Genomic DNA, 18,268 nt, shown 5'->3' with positions numbered 1-18,268 from the left:
CCGGCAACCCGCTCGCGCCCGTCACGTCCCTCATCGGCGGGCTGCTCGGCGGCGGCCACCGCAATTGAAGAGCAAGCCCCCATCCGGCATCGAGGAATCGAAGAAGACAACGAGGAGCAGCATCATGAATCAGCAACGTTTGGCCCCGTCGTTCGCGCTCCGAGTCTGGCGCGCTCCGCTCACCGCGTTGGCCGCCGCGTGCGCGCTCGCGGCGTGCGGCGGCAGCGGCGTGAGCGCGCCGCCGTCGGCCAGCAACGGCGGCACGCCGTCGACCACGACCTCCGGCTCGGGCTCCGGCTCGACGCAGACCGCAACCGGCACCCCGGGCGTCGTGAGCACGCTTGGCAAAACCACGACGGATCTCGGCAACACGATCGGCTCGACCAGCGTGCCGGGCCTCGGCGGCGGCGTCTCGCAAGGCGTCGGCGCGACGCTCGGCAGCACTGGCGGCATTCTGACGGCCGCGGCCGATGCCGTGAGCAACGGCCTGGGGCAGACCGGCTCCACGCCGAATCCGGTCGGCACGACGGTAGCCGGGCTCGGCGGCGTCGTGAGCGCGGCAGGCGGCACGCTGCAAGGCGCGAGCCAGACGGTGCAAGCGCTCGGCACGGGCCCGCTCGCGCCGCTCGCGCCCGTCACGACGCCTCTCGCGGGTGCGCTGTCGACGGCAGCCAACGCCGTGACCGCGGGCGGCACGACCCTTGGCAACGCCCTGTCGACCGGGCCCGTCCAGCAAGCCACGCAGCCGCTCAGCGCGGCCATCACGCCGCTGTTGATCACGGCCGGCCAGGCCACCCAGACGATCGGCACGACGACGGGCGCGGGCCAACCGGTATCGGGTCTGTTGCAGCAAGTCGGCGGCGCGATCAGCTCGGCGGGTCAGCAGGTTTCCGGCTCGTCGTCGCAACCGCTCGCCGGCGACGCCGGCCAGCTCGTATCGGCGCTCGGCAACACCGTGACGAATGCGGGCGGCCTCGTCAATCCGGCTGCGCCGAACGGCGCGGCGCCGATTCCCGGCCTCATCACGAGCATCGTCGGCGGCACCACGGCGAGCGTCGCGAGCGGCACCGGCTCGAGCGCCAGCGCGCCACTCAGCAATCCGCTGAACGGCGCGCTGTCCACGCTCGGCGGCGCGACGCCCGGCGGCTCGAGCAACCCGCTTGCGCCCATCACGGGCCTGCTCAATACCGTCACGAGCACGCTGACGGGCGCGGCGGCATCACCCGGCAGTTCCACCGGCCTGCTCACGCCCGTCACGGGCCAGCTCGGTTCGCTCGGAAGTATCGGCGGCATCGGCAATAAGTAATCCGAAATACCGCGCGCGGGTGCGAACGCGCGCGGCGTCGTTTTCCGGCGCCACCGGAACGACGGCATGCCGCGATACGCGGCGCACGGGGCACGGCGCGCCGCGTATCGACACTAGAAGATCAGAAGCAGGACGGCCTACGAGGAGTCACCATGAAATCCAGACAAGAATCTTGGATGCTCGCGCTCGCGCTCGCCGCGACGGCCGGCATCGCGCACGCGCAAACGCGCTCGGGCGGCAATCCGCTTGAAGCCTTGCCGCAGATCAACACCCCGCAACGGCCCAGCGTCACCGTGCAAGTCACGCCGCAGGAGCAACAGATACAAACGTTGCTCGCCCGCCATTTGACGCCGACTTCGTTCCAGGTCGAAGGCGTGAAGTCGATTCCGTTTGCCGAAATCTCGCAACGCTTCACACCGCTCGTGGGCCGCGACATCACGATCGGCCAATTGATCGAAACGGCCAACGGCGTGACGAAGCTGTATCAGGATCGCGGCTATGCGCTGTCGTTCGCGTTCATTCCCGCGCAGACGTTCGAAGGCGGCGTGGTGCGCGTGACGGTGGTCGAAGGCTACGTGTCGAATGTGAAAATCACCGGCAGGCCCGGCGCAATGGAGCCGAAGATTCGCGCGATTGCCGCGCACATCACCGACGACCGGCCGCTGCACCGCGCGACGTTCGAGCGTTACGTCAACACGTTCGGGCTGCTGCCGGGCCTGAGCGTGAAGGCGAACGTCGCGCCACCGCAGAACACCGACGGCGCAACGACGCTCGAGTTGAACGTCGATCGCAAGCCGTTCAACGTGAGCGCCGGACTCAACACGAGCAATCCCGGTCTGCAAGGGCTCTTCACGGTAACCGAGAACGGGCTCACGTCGCTCGGCGAGCAGCTGAGCCTTTCCGCCCTGTTCCCGAAAGGCCCGAACGATCAAACCTACGTGGCGTTCAGCGGCGCCGTGCCGATCGGCAGCAACGGGCTCGTCACGCGCGTCGACGCGAGCCATTATCACGGCAATCCGTCGGTCGATCAGACGGCGCTGCCGGGCGTGCGGCGCACCGTCATCAACGACAAGCTCGGCCTATCGGCGTCCTATCCGCTGATGCTCAGCAATCAGCGCAGCCTGCTGGGCACGCTGTCCGGCTATGCATCGCACAACGAAGACCGTTATCAGAACCAGCAGTCCGGCCGCTACATCGGCACGCGCTCGCAAGTGCGCGTGCTGCAAATGCAGCTCGATTACGCCAACGTGCAGCCCAAGCAGGTCCAACGCATCAGCTTCAATGTCGCCAAGGCGTTCGATATCCTGGGCGCGTCGAAATCGGGCATCACGAACGTGCCGGGCATCTCGGCGCTGAATCCGGTTTCGACGACGTTCTGGCGCACCGGCGCGAGCTTCGTGCAAACGAACGAATGGCCGCTCAAGATCGGCACCACCGTGCAGCTCACGGGCCAGTACAGCCCCGATTCGCTGCCGACGAGCGAGCAGATCTCGTTCGGCGCGCAGCGCTTCGCGCTCGGCTACGAGCCGGGCGAAACGTCGGGCGATTCAGGCTGGGGCGCGTCGTTCGAAATCAATCGCGCGTTCTCGCCGGGCTTCGCGTATCTGAAGACCATCACGCCGTATGTGTCGTGCGACATGGCGCGCGTGTACCTGCATTCGGGCACGCCGGTGCCGCGCAAGCTGTCGTCGGTCGGGCTCGGCGTGCGGCTGACCGACAGCCATTTCTACAACCTCGATCTGTCTGTCGCGAAGCCCGTCGGCGATGCGCCGATCGAAAGCGCGTCGCGCGGCCCGCGCGTGAACGCATCGTTCTCGTATCAACTTTATTGAAGTGAAAAGCAGCACACGCGCGTGCCGACAAACCGCGGCCCGCTTCGATTAGAAGCACTTGTATCAAACGAGACATCCGGTTTCACGTATTCTCACCAGGGCTCGCGCGCATCGCCACGCAACACGGCGTGCCAGCCGCAAACCGGCAATCGACGACAACGACATTGTGTAACCCAAGGAGGAAGACATGTTCCAACTGACCCGCTCCCTGCGCTCGATCACGATCGCCGGCGCACTCGCCCTCTGCGCGGGCGGCGCGCTCGCTCAGGCAAGCAATCCCGTCGGCGTCTGGCAGACGATCGACGATCACACCGGCAAACCGAAAGCGCTCGTGCAGATCAGCGAGGACGCGAGCGGCGAGCTGTCCGGCAAGGTCATCAAGGGGCTCGGCGAGAACGATACGCCGGATCGCCGCTGTACTGCGTGCACCGACGAGCGCAAGGACCAGCTCATCAAAGGCATGACGATCATCAAGGCGATGAAGAAGGAAGGCGATCACTGGGACGGCGGCAACATCCTCGACCCGGAAAACGGCAAGGTCTACAAATGCAAGATGTCGCTCGAAGACGGCGGCCAGAAGCTCGTCGTGCGCGGCTATATCGGCGTGTCGCTGCTCGGCCGCTCGCAGACCTGGGTTCGCCAGCAGTAAGCGCAACCCGCGTGCCGCACGCGGCCAAAAGAAAGCCGGCCTGCGCCGCCGCGAGGCCGGTTTTTCCATCGATGAGGCGCAGCGCTTCGCGCTGTCCAATCAAAGCCCGGGCCGCTTCAAGCCGCCGGTTCCAGACGACCCGACGCTTCGACGCCCTTCGCGCGCGGATGCATGCCGCATGCGCAGCGCGATCTGCTCGCACCAGTCGTTGCTGTCGATGCCGAACAGTTCGTTCAGCACGCGCTTGAGCGCGCCGGACTCGTGCCACGCCTTGAAGCGGCGATGGCAGGTCTGATAGGCAGGGAAACGGCTCGGCATCGCCGACCAGTTCGCGCCGCTGTAGATCACCCACAGTACGCCGTTGAGCACCGCGCGCGCATCGGCAGGCGGCCGGCCGCGCAATTCGCTGCGCGAGCGCCACTCGGTCAGCAGAGCGGCAACGCGCTGCCACTGTTCATCGGAGAGGTCGTGATACGGCGCCATGGCTGTCTCCGCTCGGGACGAATATGACGCAACGATATCGAGATCCAATCGTCGGAAATTTGACGATCATCAAAGCGGCGAAGGAAAAAAACGGTTATCGGGATGGCGACAACATCGTCTCCCCCGCAAAGCGGCGAGGTCTAAGGACCGCCCGGATATCGCTTGAAGACGGAGGATGGAGACACGCCACGCATTGGCGCATCGGCGTGTCGCGGCACGGCATGTTCGCGGATCTGGGTCCGTCGGCAGTGAGCGCAGACTGCGCATCGCGCCGCTCGCGTGGTCGGAAAACGCTGAAAAAGCTGCTTTGCGCCCGCGCGCAAGACAAGCGTCGTTATCCGATCGGCCGTCGTCGGCGGCGGCGAAGCCACGATTGACCACACTGTGGCCGAAGCCGCCTAATGAAGCCGCCGAAATCGACGCCGGTTTTTTATGCAGCCTGTTCGAGCGCAGGCACGGGTTCGTGACGCGGCACGCTGGGCGACGACGGCGCGGCATTACCTGCATCGGCCGTTTTCGTACGCAAATGCGTGCGCATACGCTGCGCCATTTGCTCGCACAAATCCTCGCTTTCGGTGCCGAACAGTTCGGCCAGCACGCGTTTAAGCGCCCCCGACTCGTGCCATGCCTTGAAACGACGGTGACAAGTCTGATAAGCAGGGAAACGGCGGGGCATCGCGGACCAATTTGCGCCGCTATAAATCACCCACAGCACACCGTTGAGCACCGCGCGCGTATCGGCGAGCGGCCGTCCACGCAACTCCTTGCGAGGACGCAGCTCGGGCAATAGAGTGGCAACGCGTTGCCACTCCTCATCGGTGATGTCGTGATACGGCGTCATGAGTCTCTCCGTTCTGGAAGAACATGACACAACGATATCGAGTCGAGTTGGCGTTGAATATAAGGCGACCGAAGATTTATGAATAGTTAATACCGAATTAACTGAAATTAACTGTTTCCCATCCTTGTCTGAGCAGCCTTACGGACACTTATGTTAGCCGGATTACATAAATCAAATTTAATCGAACTCAATCATTTTAATGTAAATGCCGCATTGCACCATAATTTAATCGCACCGGAACAATCGAATCAGGTTAGCGAAGTATTAACCAAACGACGTGGTGTTTCGAGATATTCCTTCGATTGCATCTCGACAATGCGTGAAATCGTCCGGCTGAATTCGTTGACCATCGGCCCTTCGACATATAACGCCTGCGCAGGCACCGCCGCCGATATCAGCAGCTTGACCTTGTGGTCATACAGCACGTCGACGAGCCACGTGAAGCGGCGCGCCTCCGACGCCATCCGCGGCGACATCTGCGGCACGTCGGACAATACGATCGCATGAAAACGGCTCGCCAGCTCCAGATAGTCGTTCTGCGAGCGTGGGCCGCCGCAAAGCGTCGCGAAATCGAACCAGACCACGCCATCGGCGCGGCGCAGCGCCTTCAGCTCGCGCTTCTCGATATGCAGGATCGGGCTCTCGTCGGGCACGGCTGCAAGCTGCGCATACGCATGCCGCAGCGCGCGATCCGCCTCGGCGCCGAGCGGGGTGTGATACACCTGCACCTGCGCGAGCGTGCGCTGCCGGTAATCGACGCCCGCGTCGACGTTCAGCACGTCGAGCTTGTCCTTGAGCAGCGCGATCGCGGGCAGCATCCGGTCACGATGCAGCCCGTCCGGATACAGATCGTCGGGCTGGTAATTGGACGTCATCACGAACTGCACGCCATTGGTGAACAGCCTGTCGAGCAGGCGATACAGAATCATCGCATCGGCGATGTCCGATACATGGAACTCATCGAAGCAAATCAGGCGATAGCGCTTCGCGATCCGGCGCGCGAGCTCGTCGAGCGGATCGGCCTGCCCTTTCAGTTCCTCCAGCTCGCGATGCACTTCGCGCATGAACTCGTGGAAATGCAGCCGCGTCTTGCGCTGCACCGGCACGACTGCATAGAAGCTGTCCATCAGAAAACTCTTACCGCGCCCGACGCCGCCCCACATGTACACGCCGCGCGGCAGATCGGGGCGAATGATGAGCTTCTTGAATGCATTCGAGCGCCGCGCCTTGTATGCGACCCATTCGTCATAGCATTGTTGCAGCCGTTCGACCGCTGCGCGCTGCGCGGCATCGGACTGGTAGCCGCGCGTTCCCAGCTCGTGCTCGTAGTATTCGGTGACGTTCATCATGCAAACCGGCAAGACAAAAACAAAGGCGAGCGGAAAAACCCGCCCGCCTCCGTCGAAACAAGGCCGCCGCGCGGGCGCGAGCGCCCGCGCGCGGTATCGCGCTTAGCTGTTCAGCGAGCGCTTGTCGACGGCGAGCGCCGCCTCGCGCATCACTTCAGACAACGACGGATGCGGATGGCAGATCCGCGCGATGTCTTCGGAGGCCGCCTTGAATTCCATCGCGACCACCGCCTCGGCAATCAAATCCGACGCATTCGCCGAAATCACATGCACGCCGAGCAACTCGTCGGTCTTCGCGTCGGCGATCATCTTCACGAAGCCGTCCGGCTCGTTCATGCCGAGCGCGCGGCCGTTGATCGAGAACGGGAACTTGCCCGTCTTGATCTCGCGGCCTTCGGCCTTCAATTGCTGTTCGGTCTTGCCGACCCACGCGATTTCCGGCTGCGTGTAGATCACCCACGGAATGCAGTTGTAGTCGATATGCGGCTTCTGGCCGTCGATCACCTCCGCCACCAGCACGCCCTCGTCTTCCGCCTTGTGCGCAAGCATCGGACCGCGCACCACGTCGCCGATCGCGTAGACGTTCGGCACCGCGGTACGGCAGTGATCGTCGACGTCGATGAAGCCGCGCTCGTTCGCCGTGAGGCCGATCGCCTCGAGGCCGAGCCCGTCGGTGTTCGGCACGCGGCCGACCGACACGATCAGGCGGTCCGCATCGAGCGTCTGCGCGTTGCCGTCCTTATCGGTGTACGCGATCGATACGCCGTCCGCGCTCGTCTTCACGTCGCCGATTTTCACGCCGAGATGAATGTCGAGGCCCTGCTTCTTGAAGAGCTTCGCCGCTTCCTTCGCGAGCGCCTCGTCGGCCGCGCCGAGAAATGCCGGCAGCGCTTCGAGCACCGTCACCTCGGCGCCCAGACGCCGCCACACCGAGCCGAGTTCGAGGCCGATCACACCCGCGCCGATCACCGCGAGCTTCTTCGGCACCGATTCGAACGACAGCGCGCCCTCGTTGTCCGAGACGATCCGGTTGTCGACCGGGATGCCCGGCAGATGGCGCGCCTTCGAGCCCGTCGCGATGATCACATGCTTTGCGGTGACGGCTTCGGTTTCGCCCTCGCCGCTCACCTCGATCGTGACGCCCGCGTCGGTCTTGCCCGTGAACTTGCCGTGGCCCTTGAGCCACGTGATCTTGTTCTTCTTGAACAGGAACTCGATGCCGCCCGTCATCTTTTCGACGATCGCATTCTTGCGCGCGAGCATCTTTGCGACATCGATCTTCACGTCGCCGACCGTGATGCCGTGATCGGCAAGGTGATGCGACGTTTTCTCGAACTCCTCCGACGACGCGAGCAGCGCCTTCGACGGAATGCAGCCGACGTTCAGGCAGGTGCCGCCCAATTTCAGCGCGCCCGCCGGGTTCTTCCATTTTTCGATACAGGCAACCGTTTTGCCCAATTGAGCGGCGCGGATCGCGGCGATATAGCCGCCAGGGCCGGCGCCGATCACGACGACGTCAAATTCCTTCGACATGACAATCCTTTGTTCTGGCTGCGGCGCGCCGAACGGCGCTCCCGTTGTCCGGAGCCCGCGGGCAGCCGCAGCGGTTCGATGCGAAAAAGCGCGTTACAGGTCGAGCAGCAGGCGCGCCGGGTCCTCGAGCGCATCCTTCATCGCGACCAGCGACAGCACCGCTTCGCGGCCGTCGATGATCCGGTGGTCATACGACAGCGCGAGGTAGTTGATCGGACGGATCACGATCTGGCCGTTCTCGACGACCGGACGCTCCTTCGTCGCATGCACGCCGAGGATTGCCGACTGCGGCGGGTTGATGATCGGCGTCGACAGCATCGAGCCGAACACGCCGCCGTTCGAGATCGAGAACGTGCCGCCCGTCATTTCCTCGATCGACAGCTTGCCGTCCTTCGCCTTCTGGCCGAACTCGGCGATCTTCTTCTCGATCTCCGCGAGGCTCAGTTGATCCGCGTTGCGCAGGATCGGCACGACGAGGCCGCGCGGCGAGCCGACGGCGATGCCGATGTCGAAGTAGCCGTGATAGACGATATCGTTGCCGTCGATCGACGCGTTCACGAGCGGGAACTTCTTCAGCGCATGCACGGCCGCCTTCACGAAGAACGACATGAAGCCGAGCTTCACGCCGTGTTCCTTCTCGAATTTGTCCTTGTACTTCGCGCGCAGATCCATCACCGGCTGCATGTTGACTTCGTTGAACGTCGTCAGGATCGCGTTGGTCTGCTGCGATTCGAGCAGACGCTCGGCGATCCGCGCGCGCAGGCGAGACATCGGCACGCGTTGCTCCGGACGGTCGTTGAGCCACGTCGTCGCCGACGCCGGCACCTTCACGTCCGGCAACGCCGGCTTGCGTGCGGCAGCGGGCGCGGCGGCAGCAGGCGCGGCCTTCGCCGGCGCGGCGCCGGCGGCGAGCGCGTCGCCCTTCGTGATGCGGCCGTCGCGGCCCGAGCCCGCGACCTGGGCCGCGTCGAGCCCCTTCTCCGCGAGCAGTTTTGCCGCGGCAGGCGATGCGGCCGCCGAGCTCGACGCAACGGCAGCCGGCTGCGCTGCCGCAGCGGCCGGCGCCGCGGCGGGCTGAACGTCGGCGGCGCCGGCCGCCGCGGCAGCGGTGCCGGCCTTCGCTTCGGTATCGATCGTCGCGATCACCTGATCGGCGACGACCGTGTCACCGTCGTTCTGCAGCACTTGCGACAGCACGCCCGCCGCGGGTGCGGGCACCTCGAGCACGACCTTGTCGGTTTCGAGTTCGATCAGAATTTCGTCTTGCGCGACGGCTTCGCCGGGCTTCTTCTTCCACTGCAGCATGGTGGCTTCCGAAACCGACTCCGAAAGCTGGGGGACTTTGACTTCTACGATAGCCATGTGATTTTCCTGGATGCTTAATCTGGGTAACGACGAGACGCTTGCGAACGCCACCCGGCGGCGGCGCGCTCGAACGCGTTCGTTTGTTCGAGCGCACGCGGCCGGCCGCGCACGCAGGGTGCGCGACGCGCCCCTGCGTGTCGCAACGTCTGTTATTTCACGATCGATGCGCTCTTCAAGCGGCCGAATGCGCCCTCAACGAGGGCCTTCTGCTGCTCGTAGTGCTTCGCGTAATAGCCGACAGCCGGAGAGGCGGAAGCCGGGCGGCCGCTGTACGCGAGCTTCTGCCCTTCCTTCAAGCCTTCCTTCAGGTGGTGTTCGATGTAGAACCACGGGCCCTGATTTTGCGGCTCGTCCTGCACCCAGACCACTTCCGTCACGTTCTCGTACTTCTTCAGTTCGGCTTCGAACTGCTTGTGCGCGAACGGATAAAGCTGCTCGATCCGCACGATCGCGACGTCGTTCGCTTTCGCTTCGCGACGATGCGCGACGAGGTCGTAATACACGCGGCCCGAGCAGACGATCACGCGCTTGACCTTCTTCGCGTCGATGCTGTCGTCGACTTCGCCCAGCACCGGCTGGAACGAACCCTTCGCGAGTTCCGACAGATCCGACACCGCCTCCTTGTGACGCAGCAGCGACTTCGGCGTGAACACGATGAGCGGCTTGCGGAACAGGCGGATCATCTGGCGGCGCAGCAGGTGGAAGATCTGCGCGGGCGTCGTCGGCTGAACGACTTGCATGTTGTGCTCCGCGCAAAGCTGCAGATAGCGTTCGATGCGCGCCGACGAGTGTTCCGGCCCCTGGCCTTCATAACCGTGCGGCAGCAGCATCGTGAGACCCGACACGCGGCCCCACTTCACTTCGCCCGACGAGATGAACTGGTCGATCACCACCTGCGCGCCGTTCGCGAAATCGCCGAACTGCGCTTCCCATGCGACGAGCGTATTCGGCTCCGCGGTCGAATAGCCGTATTCGAAGCCGAGCACGGCTTCCTCGGACAGCACCGAGTCGATCACCGTGAACTTCGCCTGGCCTTCGGCGATGTTCTGCAGCGGCACGTACGTCCCGTCGTTCCAGCGTTCGCGGTTTTGGTCGTGCAGCACCGCATGACGGTGCGTGAACGTGCCGCGGCCGGAATCCTGGCCGGTCAGACGCACCGCATAGCCCGATGCGACCAGCGACGCATACGCGAGATGCTCGCCCATGCCCCAGTCGAGCGGCTGCTCGCCGCGCGCCATGTTGCGGCGATCGTTGATCACGCGCTCGACGAGCGGGTGAACCTTGAAATTCTCCGGCACCGTCGTAATGCGCTCGCCCAGACGCTTGAGTTCGGCGAGCGGCACCGCGGTGTCCGCCGCATCCGTCCATTTGCGGTTCAGGAACGGCATCCAGTCGACCGCGTACTTGCTCTTGTAGTTCGACAGCACCGGATCGACCGTGTGATGGCCGTCGTCCATCGCCTTGCGGTACGCCTTCACATAGCCATCCGCTTCTTCGGCGGTGATCACGCCTTGCTGGACCAGTTTCTCCGCGTACAGCGCGCGCGTGCCCGGATGCTGCGCGATCTTCTTGTACATCAGCGGCTGCGTGACGGCCGGCGTGTCCTGCTCATTGTGGCCGAGCTTGCGGAAGCAGACGATGTCGATCACGACATCCTTGTGGAACTGCATCCGGTAATCGATCGCGATCTGCGTCGCGAGCACGACGGCCTCCGGATCGTCGCCATTCACGTGCAGCACCGGCGCTTCGATCATCTTGACGACGTCGGTGCAATACAGCGTCGAGCGCGCGTCGCGCGGGTCCGACGTCGTGAAGCCGATCTGATTGTTGATGACGATATGCAGCGTGCCGTGCGTGCCGTAGCCGCGCGTCTGCGCGAGATTCAGCGTCTCCATCACGACGCCCTGACCCGCGAACGCCGCGTCGCCGTGAATCTGCACCGGCAGCACCTGCAGGCCGTCCGCGTCGCCGCGACGGTCCATCCGCGCCTTCGCCGAGCCCTCGACGACCGGGTTGACGATTTCCAGGTGCGACGGGTTGAACGCGAGCGACAAGTGAACCGGGCCGCCTTCCGTCGCGATGTCCGACGAGAAGCCCTTATGATACTTCACGTCGCCCGCCGGCAGATCGTCGACGTGCTTGCCTTCGAATTCGGCGAACAGATCAGCCGGCATCTTGCCGAGCGTGTTCACGAGCACGTTCAGACGGCCGCGGTGCGCCATCCCGATCACGATCTCCTGCACGCCCTTCGAGCCCGCGTGCTGCACCACCTCGTCCATCGACGCGATGAAGCTCTCGCCGCCTTCGAGCGAGAAGCGCTTCTGGCCGACGTACTTCGTATGCAAATAGCGCTCGAGGCCTTCGGCGGCCGTCAGGCGGTTCAGGATGTGCTTCTTCTTGTCGGCCGAGAAATTCGGCGTCGCGCGGATCGATTCGAGGCGCTCCTGCCACCAGCGCTTCTGCTCCGGATCGCTGAGATACATGTACTCAGCGCCGATCGTGCCGCAATACGTGTCGCGCAGGCCCTTCACGATATCGCGCAGCGAAGCCTGCTCGAACCCGAAATACAGGTTGCTCGCGCTGAACGTCTGGTCGAGATCGGCTTCGGAGAAATCGTAGAACGCGGGTTCCAGCTCGGGAATCGCGGGACGCTCGCGGCGCTTCAGGGGATCGAGGTTGGCCCATTGCGAGCCGAGGAAGCGATAGGCGCTGATGAGCGTCTGAACGTGGACTTGCTTGCGGGCGGTAGCCAAATTGCTGCCGCTTTCGCGCGGAATGAAGGCATTGGCCTTCGCGCGCTGCGCGAATGATTCGACGATCGGGTTATGGGCCACGTCGCTCGCGTTGGAACCGTCTGTCGCGGGGACGTTTTGCAGTGCGTCGAAATATTCGCGCCAATTGTCGGGGACCGACGCCGGATTATCCAGATAGGCTTCGTACAGTTCTTCAACATACGAAGCGTTGCCGCCGAACAAATACGAGTTCAGCTGGAACTGCTTCATTACATCTGACATTTGACGCTCACCTTTCTTCGAGCTTCTCGAGAAATAGCGGGTTACTCAACCTTCCGCGACACGGCCTGACCGTTTAGCGGATTGCGCGAATCAAGTCTTGCTTGGAAGGACCTAAAACTTGCGTGCGCGCAGCATATCACAAAACCCTTGTGTCAAGCGGGGAGACAAAGCGGCCGAAAGCCCGTCGTGACGGGCTTTCGCACGGTTTCGCACAGATTGCGTCGGCTGTGCGCAACAGAGTTTTTCCGGGAAACGGACGGATCTTGCCGAGCGCGCAAAAAAGCCGCCCGAGACAACTGCCTCGGGCGGCTTGGCGGCAATGCGGGCGGCGATGCGGCGTCATGCGGCGCGCGCGACGCACGCGCCGCCACGACGGGCGCGGCTTACTCGACCGCGTTTTCGCGGCTCGCGCGGCGGCGCTCGTGCTCCTTCAAGTGGCGCTTGCGCAGACGGATCGACTGCGGCGTCACCTCGACGAGTTCGTCGTCGTCGATGAATTCGACCGCGTATTCGAGCGACATCTGAATCGGCGGCACGAGACGCACCGCCTCATCGGTGCCCGATGCGCGCACGTTCGTCAATTGCTTGCCCTTGATCGGATTGACGACGAGATCGTTGTCGCGGCTGTGGATGCCGATGATCATGCCTTCGTACAGCGCGTCGCCCGGCTTCACGAACATGCGGCCGCGATCCTGCAGCTTCCACAGCGCATACGCCACCGCCGCGCCGTCGTCCTGCGAAATCAGCACGCCGTTGCGGCGCTCGCCGACCGAGCCTTCCTTGACGGGCGCATACGAATCGAAGATGTGGCTCATCAGGCCGGTGCCGCGCGTAAGCGTCAAGAATTCGCTCTGAAAACCGATCAGCCCGCGCGCCGGAATCCGGTACTCAAGGCGCGTGCGGCCGCGCCCGTCCGACACCATGTCGAGCATCTCGCCCTTGCGGCGGCCCAGTTCCTCCATCACGCCGCCCTGATGCTCGTCCTCGAGATCGACCGTCAGCAGTTCGTATGGCTCGTGCTTGACGCCGTCGATCTCCTGCATCACGACGCGCGGACGCGACACCGCAAGCTCATAGCCCTCGCGACGCATGTTCTCGACCAGGATCGTCAGATGCAGCTCGCCGCGGCCCGACACTTCGAACACCGTCTCGTCGCCCGTATCTTTCACGCGCAGCGCGACGTTGTGATTCAACTCCTTCATCAGGCGATCGCGGATCTGACGGCTCGTGACGAACTTGCCTTCGCGGCCCGCGAGCGGCGACGAGTTGACGAGAAAGTTCATCGTCAGCGTCGGCTCGTCGACCGTGATCATCGGCAGCGCTTCGGGCGCGTCCACCGCGCAGATCGTCGCACCGATGCCGACGTCCTCGATGCCGTTGATGAGCACGATATCGCCCGCCTCGGCCGATTCCACCTGCACCCGCTCGAGGCCCTTGAACGACAGCACCTGGTTGATCTTGCGGTTCAGCACCTCGCCTTGCGGCCCGAAGCGCATCGCGACCGGCTGGCCCGGCTTGATGCGCCCGCGGGTGATGCGGCCGACGCCGATCCGGCCGACGTATGTCGAGTAGTCGAGCGACGTGATCTGCAGTTGCAGCGGCGCATCCGGGTCGGCCGGACGCACCGGCACGTGCTTGAGGATTGCCTCGAACAGCGGGCGCATGTCGCCATCGCGCGCGGCCGCATCGAGCGACGCGTAACCGTTCAGGCCCGATGCATAAACGATCGGGAAGTCGAGCTGCTCCTCGGTCGCGCCGAGCTTGTCGAACAGGTCGAAAGTCTGGTTGATCACCCAGTCGATCCGCGCGCCCGGGCGGTCGATCTTGTTGATGACGACGATCGGCTTCAGGCCGAGCGCCAGCGCCTTTTTCGTGACGAAGCGCGTCTGCGGCATCGGTCCCTCCACCGCATCGACGAGCAGCAACACCGAATCGACCATCGACAGCACGCGCTCGACCTCGCCGCCGAAATCCGCGTGCCCCGGCGTGTCGACGATATTGATGTGCGTGCCCTCATATTCGACCGCGCAGTTCTTCGCGAGAATCGTGATTCCGCGCTCCTTTTCGATGTCGTTCGAATCCATCACCCGTTCGGCGATCTGCTGATTCTCGCGGAAGGTGCCGGACTGGCGAAGCAGTTGATCGACGAGCGTCGTCTTGCCGTGGTCGACGTGAGCGATGATGGCGATGTTGCGAAGGGCGCGGGTCATAGAAACCTGGATACGAAGGAAACGCGCAAACGCGCGCGCATCGGGCGATGCGCGCGCGTTTGCATCTTTGGAAAGCCTCAAATTATAGCACGCCGGCATGTCGCCCACCCCACCGGGGCCGCGCCGCGGCACGGCGGCCGCGCGCCGCCCGATGAACCCACTTGCAGCAGGGCTATTTTTGCGCGTCAGCGGATGAATTCGGCTTCGATTAATATTTGCCGCAGCAATTATCTGGATCTATAATGCTGCCTAGTCAATTATTGTAGTCTCAGGGAACTTATGGCGGACCCTTCTCCTTCGTTCGACCGCGAGCTGTTCGAGTATCAGATGAACGATAGCGTCGGTTACCTGATGTCCCGCGTGAAATCACTGATGAGCAGCCTGATCACGCAGCGCACGCAAACCGAGCTTGGCATCACCGGCACCCAGGCGAGCATGCTGTTCAAGCTTGCCATTGGCCATTGCTCGACGGCCGCCGAACTTGCGCGCGAATTCGGCATCGATGCGAGCGCTGTGACGCGCCTGCTCGATCGCGTCGAAAAACGCGGGCTGCTGCGGCGCGTGCGCTGCAACAACGACCGGCGGGTCGTGCGGCTCGAGCTGACCGACGAAGGGCATGCGCTCGCAAGCCGCATGCCGGCCATCTTCCGCAGCGTGCTCGATCAGGTGCTCGAAGGTTTCACGCCTGAGGAAGTCGGCTTTCTGAAGAGCATGTTGCGTCGCATCCTGTCGAATTTCGGCGAGTGCCCAGCCGCTGCCAGCACCACTGTACAACCATTGTCATAACAGGCATTTTCGACAAATAAATGTAAGGAAATTCTTGCAGTGTCCATGATCTCTTCAGAATCCGATTCCGAGTCAGGAAAATCCGCGATGAAAACCCTTCCGTTGTCCGCCAGTCGCAGCGCCATTGCCGTCGCGGCTGCCGTGCTCGTACTGTCGGGGTGCGCGAACTATTTCGGCATCAAGAGCGATAAGACGATCGCGCCGGCCACCCAATTCGAAAGCGCGCAAAGCCTGCCCGCGCAGGGCGGCCGCTGGCCGACGCTCGACTGGGGGAGCCAATTCGGCGATCCTCAGTTGCCGAAGCTGATCGACGAGGCCCTCGAAGGCAATCCGACGATCGCGCAGGCGCAGGCGCGCATCGCGCAGGCGTCGTCGTATATCGAATCATCGCGCTCGGCGCTGCTGCCGCGCGCGGACCTCAAGTATTCGTGGACCCGCGAGCTGTACTCCGGTAACGGCCTCTTTCCGCCGCCCTACGGGGGCCAGTGGTACAGCGAGAACAACGTGCTCGCGAGCGCGTCCTGGGAGCTTGATCTGTGGGGCAAGAATCGCGCGCGCCTGAATGCAGCCGTGTCGCAGGAAAAGGCCGCGCAAGCCGACATGCAGCAGGCGCGCGTCACCCTCGCGACCTCGGTCGCGCGCACCTACAACCAGCTCGCGCAACTCTATGCGCAGCGCGACATCGCCTCGCGCGAGATCGGCAACCGCCAGTCGGTCGGCAAGATCACCGACGATCGCGTCGGCGCCGGCCTCGATACGAATGTCGAGCGCCAAACCGCGCGCGGCAATGTCGCGACGAGCCAGGCAACGCTGTCCGATCTCGACGGCCAGATCACCGCCACGCGCTATCAACTCGCCGCGCTGCTCGGCAAAGGCCCCGATCGCGGGCTGCAGATCGCGGCGCCCGTGCTGAGTCCGGGCGACGTAGTCGCGCTGCCGGACAACCTGCCCGCCGATCTCGTGTCGCGCCGGCCGGATATCGTCGCCGCGCGCTGGCAGGTCGAAGCGGCGCTGCACGACGTCAAGGAAGCGAAGGCCGAGTTCTACCCGGACATCAACCTCGCCGCGGGCTTCGGCTTCGATGCGTTCGGCTGGGGCAAATTCCTGAATTTCGCGAGCCGTCAGGCGCAAATCGGCCCGGCGATCCATCTGCCGCTGTTCGACGCGGGCGCGTTGCGCGCGCAGTTGAAAGGCCGCTACGCGGACTTCGATCTGAGCGTCGCCAACTACAACCAGGCGATCGTCAACGCGCTGTCCGACGTCGCGACCCACGTCTCGTCGATCCGCGCGATCGACGCGCAAATGAGCGACGCGCAGCGCGCGCTCGATGCGTCGACACGCGCATACGAACTCGCGGTGATCCGCTACAAGGCGGGCCTGTCGCCGCAGTTGCAGGTGCTGAACGCGGACAGCAGCCGGCTCGCCGCCGAACAGACGGTAACGAACCTGAAGATGCGCCGCCGCGATCTGCAAATCGGCCTCGTGAAGGCGCTTGGCGGCGGCTTCGACGCGGCCGGTTCGCGACTCGCAGCGCCCGCGCCGGCCGCGAAACCGGCCGATGCGCAGCAGGCATCGAACTAAAGCCGGCCGACTCCAGATCGACGACTCTCGAAAACCACCCGCTTTAAATCAAGGACGGAGAACTCGCCATGAGCGACCCACAACAAAACGCGGCAGCGAGCGCGCAGCCGCAGAACAACGGCAAGCGCAAGCGGATGATGACGCTGCTCATTGCCGTGATCGTGATCGCCGCGATTGCCTATGGGCTCTACTATTTCCTCGTCGCCCGCTTCCACGAAACGACGGACGACGCCTATGTGAACGGCAACGTGGTGCAGATCACCCCGCAGGTGACCGGCACCGTGATCGCGGTGAAGGCGGACGACACGCAGACAGTCAATGCCGGCACCCCGCTCGTCGTGCTCGATCCGGCCGATTCACAGGTCGCGCTGCAGCAGGCCGAGGCAAATCTCGCGCAAACCGTGCGCCAGGTGCGCGGCCTGTTCGTCAACGACGATCAATATCGCGCGCAAGTCGCGCTGCGCCAGTCCGATCTGTCGAAGGCGCAGGACGACCTGCGCCGCCGGCTCGCGATCGCGCAGACGGGCGCCGTGTCGCAAGAAGAAATTTCGCATGCGCGCGATGCGGTGAAAGCCGCTCAGGCGTCGCTCGACGCCGCGCAGCAGCAGCTCGCGTCGAACCGCGCGCTGACCGCGAACACGACGATCGCCAATCATCCGAACGTGCTCGCCGCCGCCGCGAAGGTCCGCGACGCGTATTTGAACAACGCGCGCAACACGCTGCCCGCGCCCGTCACCGGCTATGTCGCGAAGCGCTCGGTGCAGGTCGGCCAGCGCGTGTCGCCGGGCACGCCGCTGATGTCGGTGGTGCCGCTCAATGCGGTGTGGGTGGACGCGAATTTCAAGGAAGTGCAATTGAAGCATATGCGGATCGGCCAGCCGGTCGAGCTGACGGCCGATATCTACGGCTCGTCGGTCAAGTACCAAGGCAAGGTGGTCGGCTTCTCGGCGGGCACGGGCGCGGCGTTCTCGCTGCTGCCCGCGCAGAACGCGACGGGTAACTGGATCAAGGTCGTGCAACGCCTGCCGGTGCGCATCGAGCTCGATCCCAAGCAGTTGAAGGACCATCCGCTGCGCATCGGCCTGTCGATGCAAGTCGACGTCGACATCAAGGACGAAAGCGGCGGCCAGCTCGGCAACGTGCAGAACACCGTCTACGAGACCGACGTGTTCGCGAAGTATGGCGACGAGGCGGATGCCGAGATCGCGCGCATCATCGCCGCGAACGCCGGCGGCGCGGCGGCGAGCGCGGCTCCCGCACCGGCCGCTGCGGCGAAGACCGCCGGCAACCGTATGCCGAATCTGATGTAAACGCATGAT

14 protein-coding genes are annotated in these 18,268 nt (G+C 64.1%); 7 read left to right on the top strand and 7 right to left on the bottom strand.

Translation table 11 applies throughout. The features are described 5' to 3' along the window. Nucleotides 1-124 precede the first annotated feature (124 nt). The 3 genes from BSIN_RS02980 to BSIN_RS02970 all read left to right on the top strand — a co-directional run bounded on the left by BSIN_RS02980 (nt 125) and on the right by BSIN_RS02970 (nt 3,787). Complete coding sequence (locus BSIN_RS02980; RefSeq protein WP_089339465.1) at nt 125-1,306, top strand: collagen-like triple helix repeat-containing protein; 1,182 nt, start codon at nt 125-127, stop codon at nt 1,304-1,306. Nucleotides 1,307-1,482: 176 nt separating this feature from the next. Beyond that, a complete protein-coding gene (locus BSIN_RS02975) occupies nt 1,483-3,138 on the top strand; it encodes a ShlB/FhaC/HecB family hemolysin secretion/activation protein (protein WP_173678616.1) in 1,656 nt (551 codons plus the stop codon). A gap of 187 nt (nt 3,139-3,325) precedes the next feature. Continuing rightward, nucleotides 3,326-3,787 (top strand): DUF2147 domain-containing protein, encoded by a 462-nt coding sequence (locus tag BSIN_RS02970; RefSeq protein WP_089339463.1) that lies wholly within the window; start codon nt 3,326-3,328, stop codon nt 3,785-3,787. 99 nt (nt 3,788-3,886) lie between these two features. On the opposite strand, the gene BSIN_RS02965 is transcribed toward BSIN_RS02970, so the two are convergent. Continuing rightward, nucleotides 3,887-4,270, bottom strand: a complete 384-nt coding sequence (locus BSIN_RS02965; RefSeq protein WP_089339462.1) for a transposase — start codon at nt 4,268-4,270, stop codon at nt 3,887-3,889. A gap of 59 nt (nt 4,271-4,329) precedes the next feature. On the opposite strand from BSIN_RS02965, the gene BSIN_RS25065 reads away from it, so the two are divergent. Next, nucleotides 4,330-4,647 carry a hypothetical protein gene (locus BSIN_RS25065; protein WP_143757304.1) on the top strand — a complete coding sequence of 106 codons (318 nt, stop codon included), beginning with the start codon at nt 4,330-4,332 and terminating at the stop codon, nt 4,645-4,647. Between the two features lie 53 nt (nt 4,648-4,700). Here the strand turns inward: BSIN_RS25065 and BSIN_RS02960 are convergent, their stop codons facing one another. The 6 genes from BSIN_RS02960 to typA form a co-directional block, all read right to left on the bottom strand. Then, nucleotides 4,701-5,111 (bottom strand): transposase, encoded by a 411-nt coding sequence (locus BSIN_RS02960; RefSeq protein WP_089339461.1) that lies wholly within the window; start codon nt 5,109-5,111, stop codon nt 4,701-4,703. 248 nt (nt 5,112-5,359) lie between these two features. Further along, nucleotides 5,360-6,457, bottom strand: a complete 1,098-nt coding sequence (gene zapE, locus BSIN_RS02955; protein WP_059518658.1) for a cell division protein ZapE — start codon at nt 6,455-6,457, stop codon at nt 5,360-5,362. Between the two features lie 105 nt (nt 6,458-6,562). Continuing rightward, nucleotides 6,563-7,993 carry a dihydrolipoyl dehydrogenase gene (lpdA, locus tag BSIN_RS02950; protein WP_059518500.1) on the bottom strand — a complete coding sequence of 477 codons (1,431 nt, stop codon included), beginning with the start codon at nt 7,991-7,993 and terminating at the stop codon, nt 6,563-6,565. 93 nt (nt 7,994-8,086) lie between these two features. Then, nucleotides 8,087-9,355, bottom strand: coding sequence for a 2-oxoglutarate dehydrogenase complex dihydrolipoyllysine-residue succinyltransferase (gene odhB, locus BSIN_RS02945; RefSeq protein ID WP_089339460.1), 1,269 nt, complete (start codon nt 9,353-9,355; stop codon nt 8,087-8,089). A gap of 152 nt (nt 9,356-9,507) precedes the next feature. Next, nucleotides 9,508-12,372, bottom strand: coding sequence for a 2-oxoglutarate dehydrogenase E1 component (locus BSIN_RS02940; protein WP_059518504.1), 2,865 nt, complete (start codon nt 12,370-12,372; stop codon nt 9,508-9,510). Nucleotides 12,373-12,755: 383 nt separating this feature from the next. After that, on the bottom strand, nt 12,756-14,582 hold the full coding sequence (gene typA, locus BSIN_RS02935) for a translational GTPase TypA (protein ID WP_059518506.1): 1,827 nt from the start codon (nt 14,580-14,582) through the stop codon (nt 12,756-12,758). A 279-nt stretch (nt 14,583-14,861) separates the two neighbouring features. Between typA and BSIN_RS02925 the strand changes: the two genes are divergently transcribed. The 3 genes from BSIN_RS02925 to BSIN_RS02915 all read left to right on the top strand — a co-directional run bounded on the left by BSIN_RS02925 (nt 14,862) and on the right by BSIN_RS02915 (nt 18,259). Next, nucleotides 14,862-15,368 carry a MarR family winged helix-turn-helix transcriptional regulator gene (locus BSIN_RS02925; RefSeq protein WP_089339459.1) on the top strand — a complete coding sequence of 169 codons (507 nt, stop codon included), beginning with the start codon at nt 14,862-14,864 and terminating at the stop codon, nt 15,366-15,368. A gap of 87 nt (nt 15,369-15,455) precedes the next feature. Beyond that, nucleotides 15,456-16,949, top strand: a complete 1,494-nt coding sequence (locus tag BSIN_RS02920) for an efflux transporter outer membrane subunit (RefSeq protein ID WP_089339458.1) — start codon at nt 15,456-15,458, stop codon at nt 16,947-16,949. 68 nt (nt 16,950-17,017) lie between these two features. Beyond that, nucleotides 17,018-18,259 (top strand): HlyD family secretion protein, encoded by a 1,242-nt coding sequence (locus BSIN_RS02915; protein ID WP_089339457.1) that lies wholly within the window; start codon nt 17,018-17,020, stop codon nt 18,257-18,259. Nucleotides 18,260-18,268 lie beyond the last annotated feature (9 nt).

The sequence above is a fragment of the Burkholderia singularis genome, assembly GCF_900176645.1.
Classification (GTDB): domain Bacteria; phylum Pseudomonadota; class Gammaproteobacteria; order Burkholderiales; family Burkholderiaceae; genus Burkholderia; species Burkholderia singularis.
The sequence above is the reverse complement of the archived record's forward strand: the minus strand, read 5'-3'. Positions and strand labels throughout refer to the sequence as shown.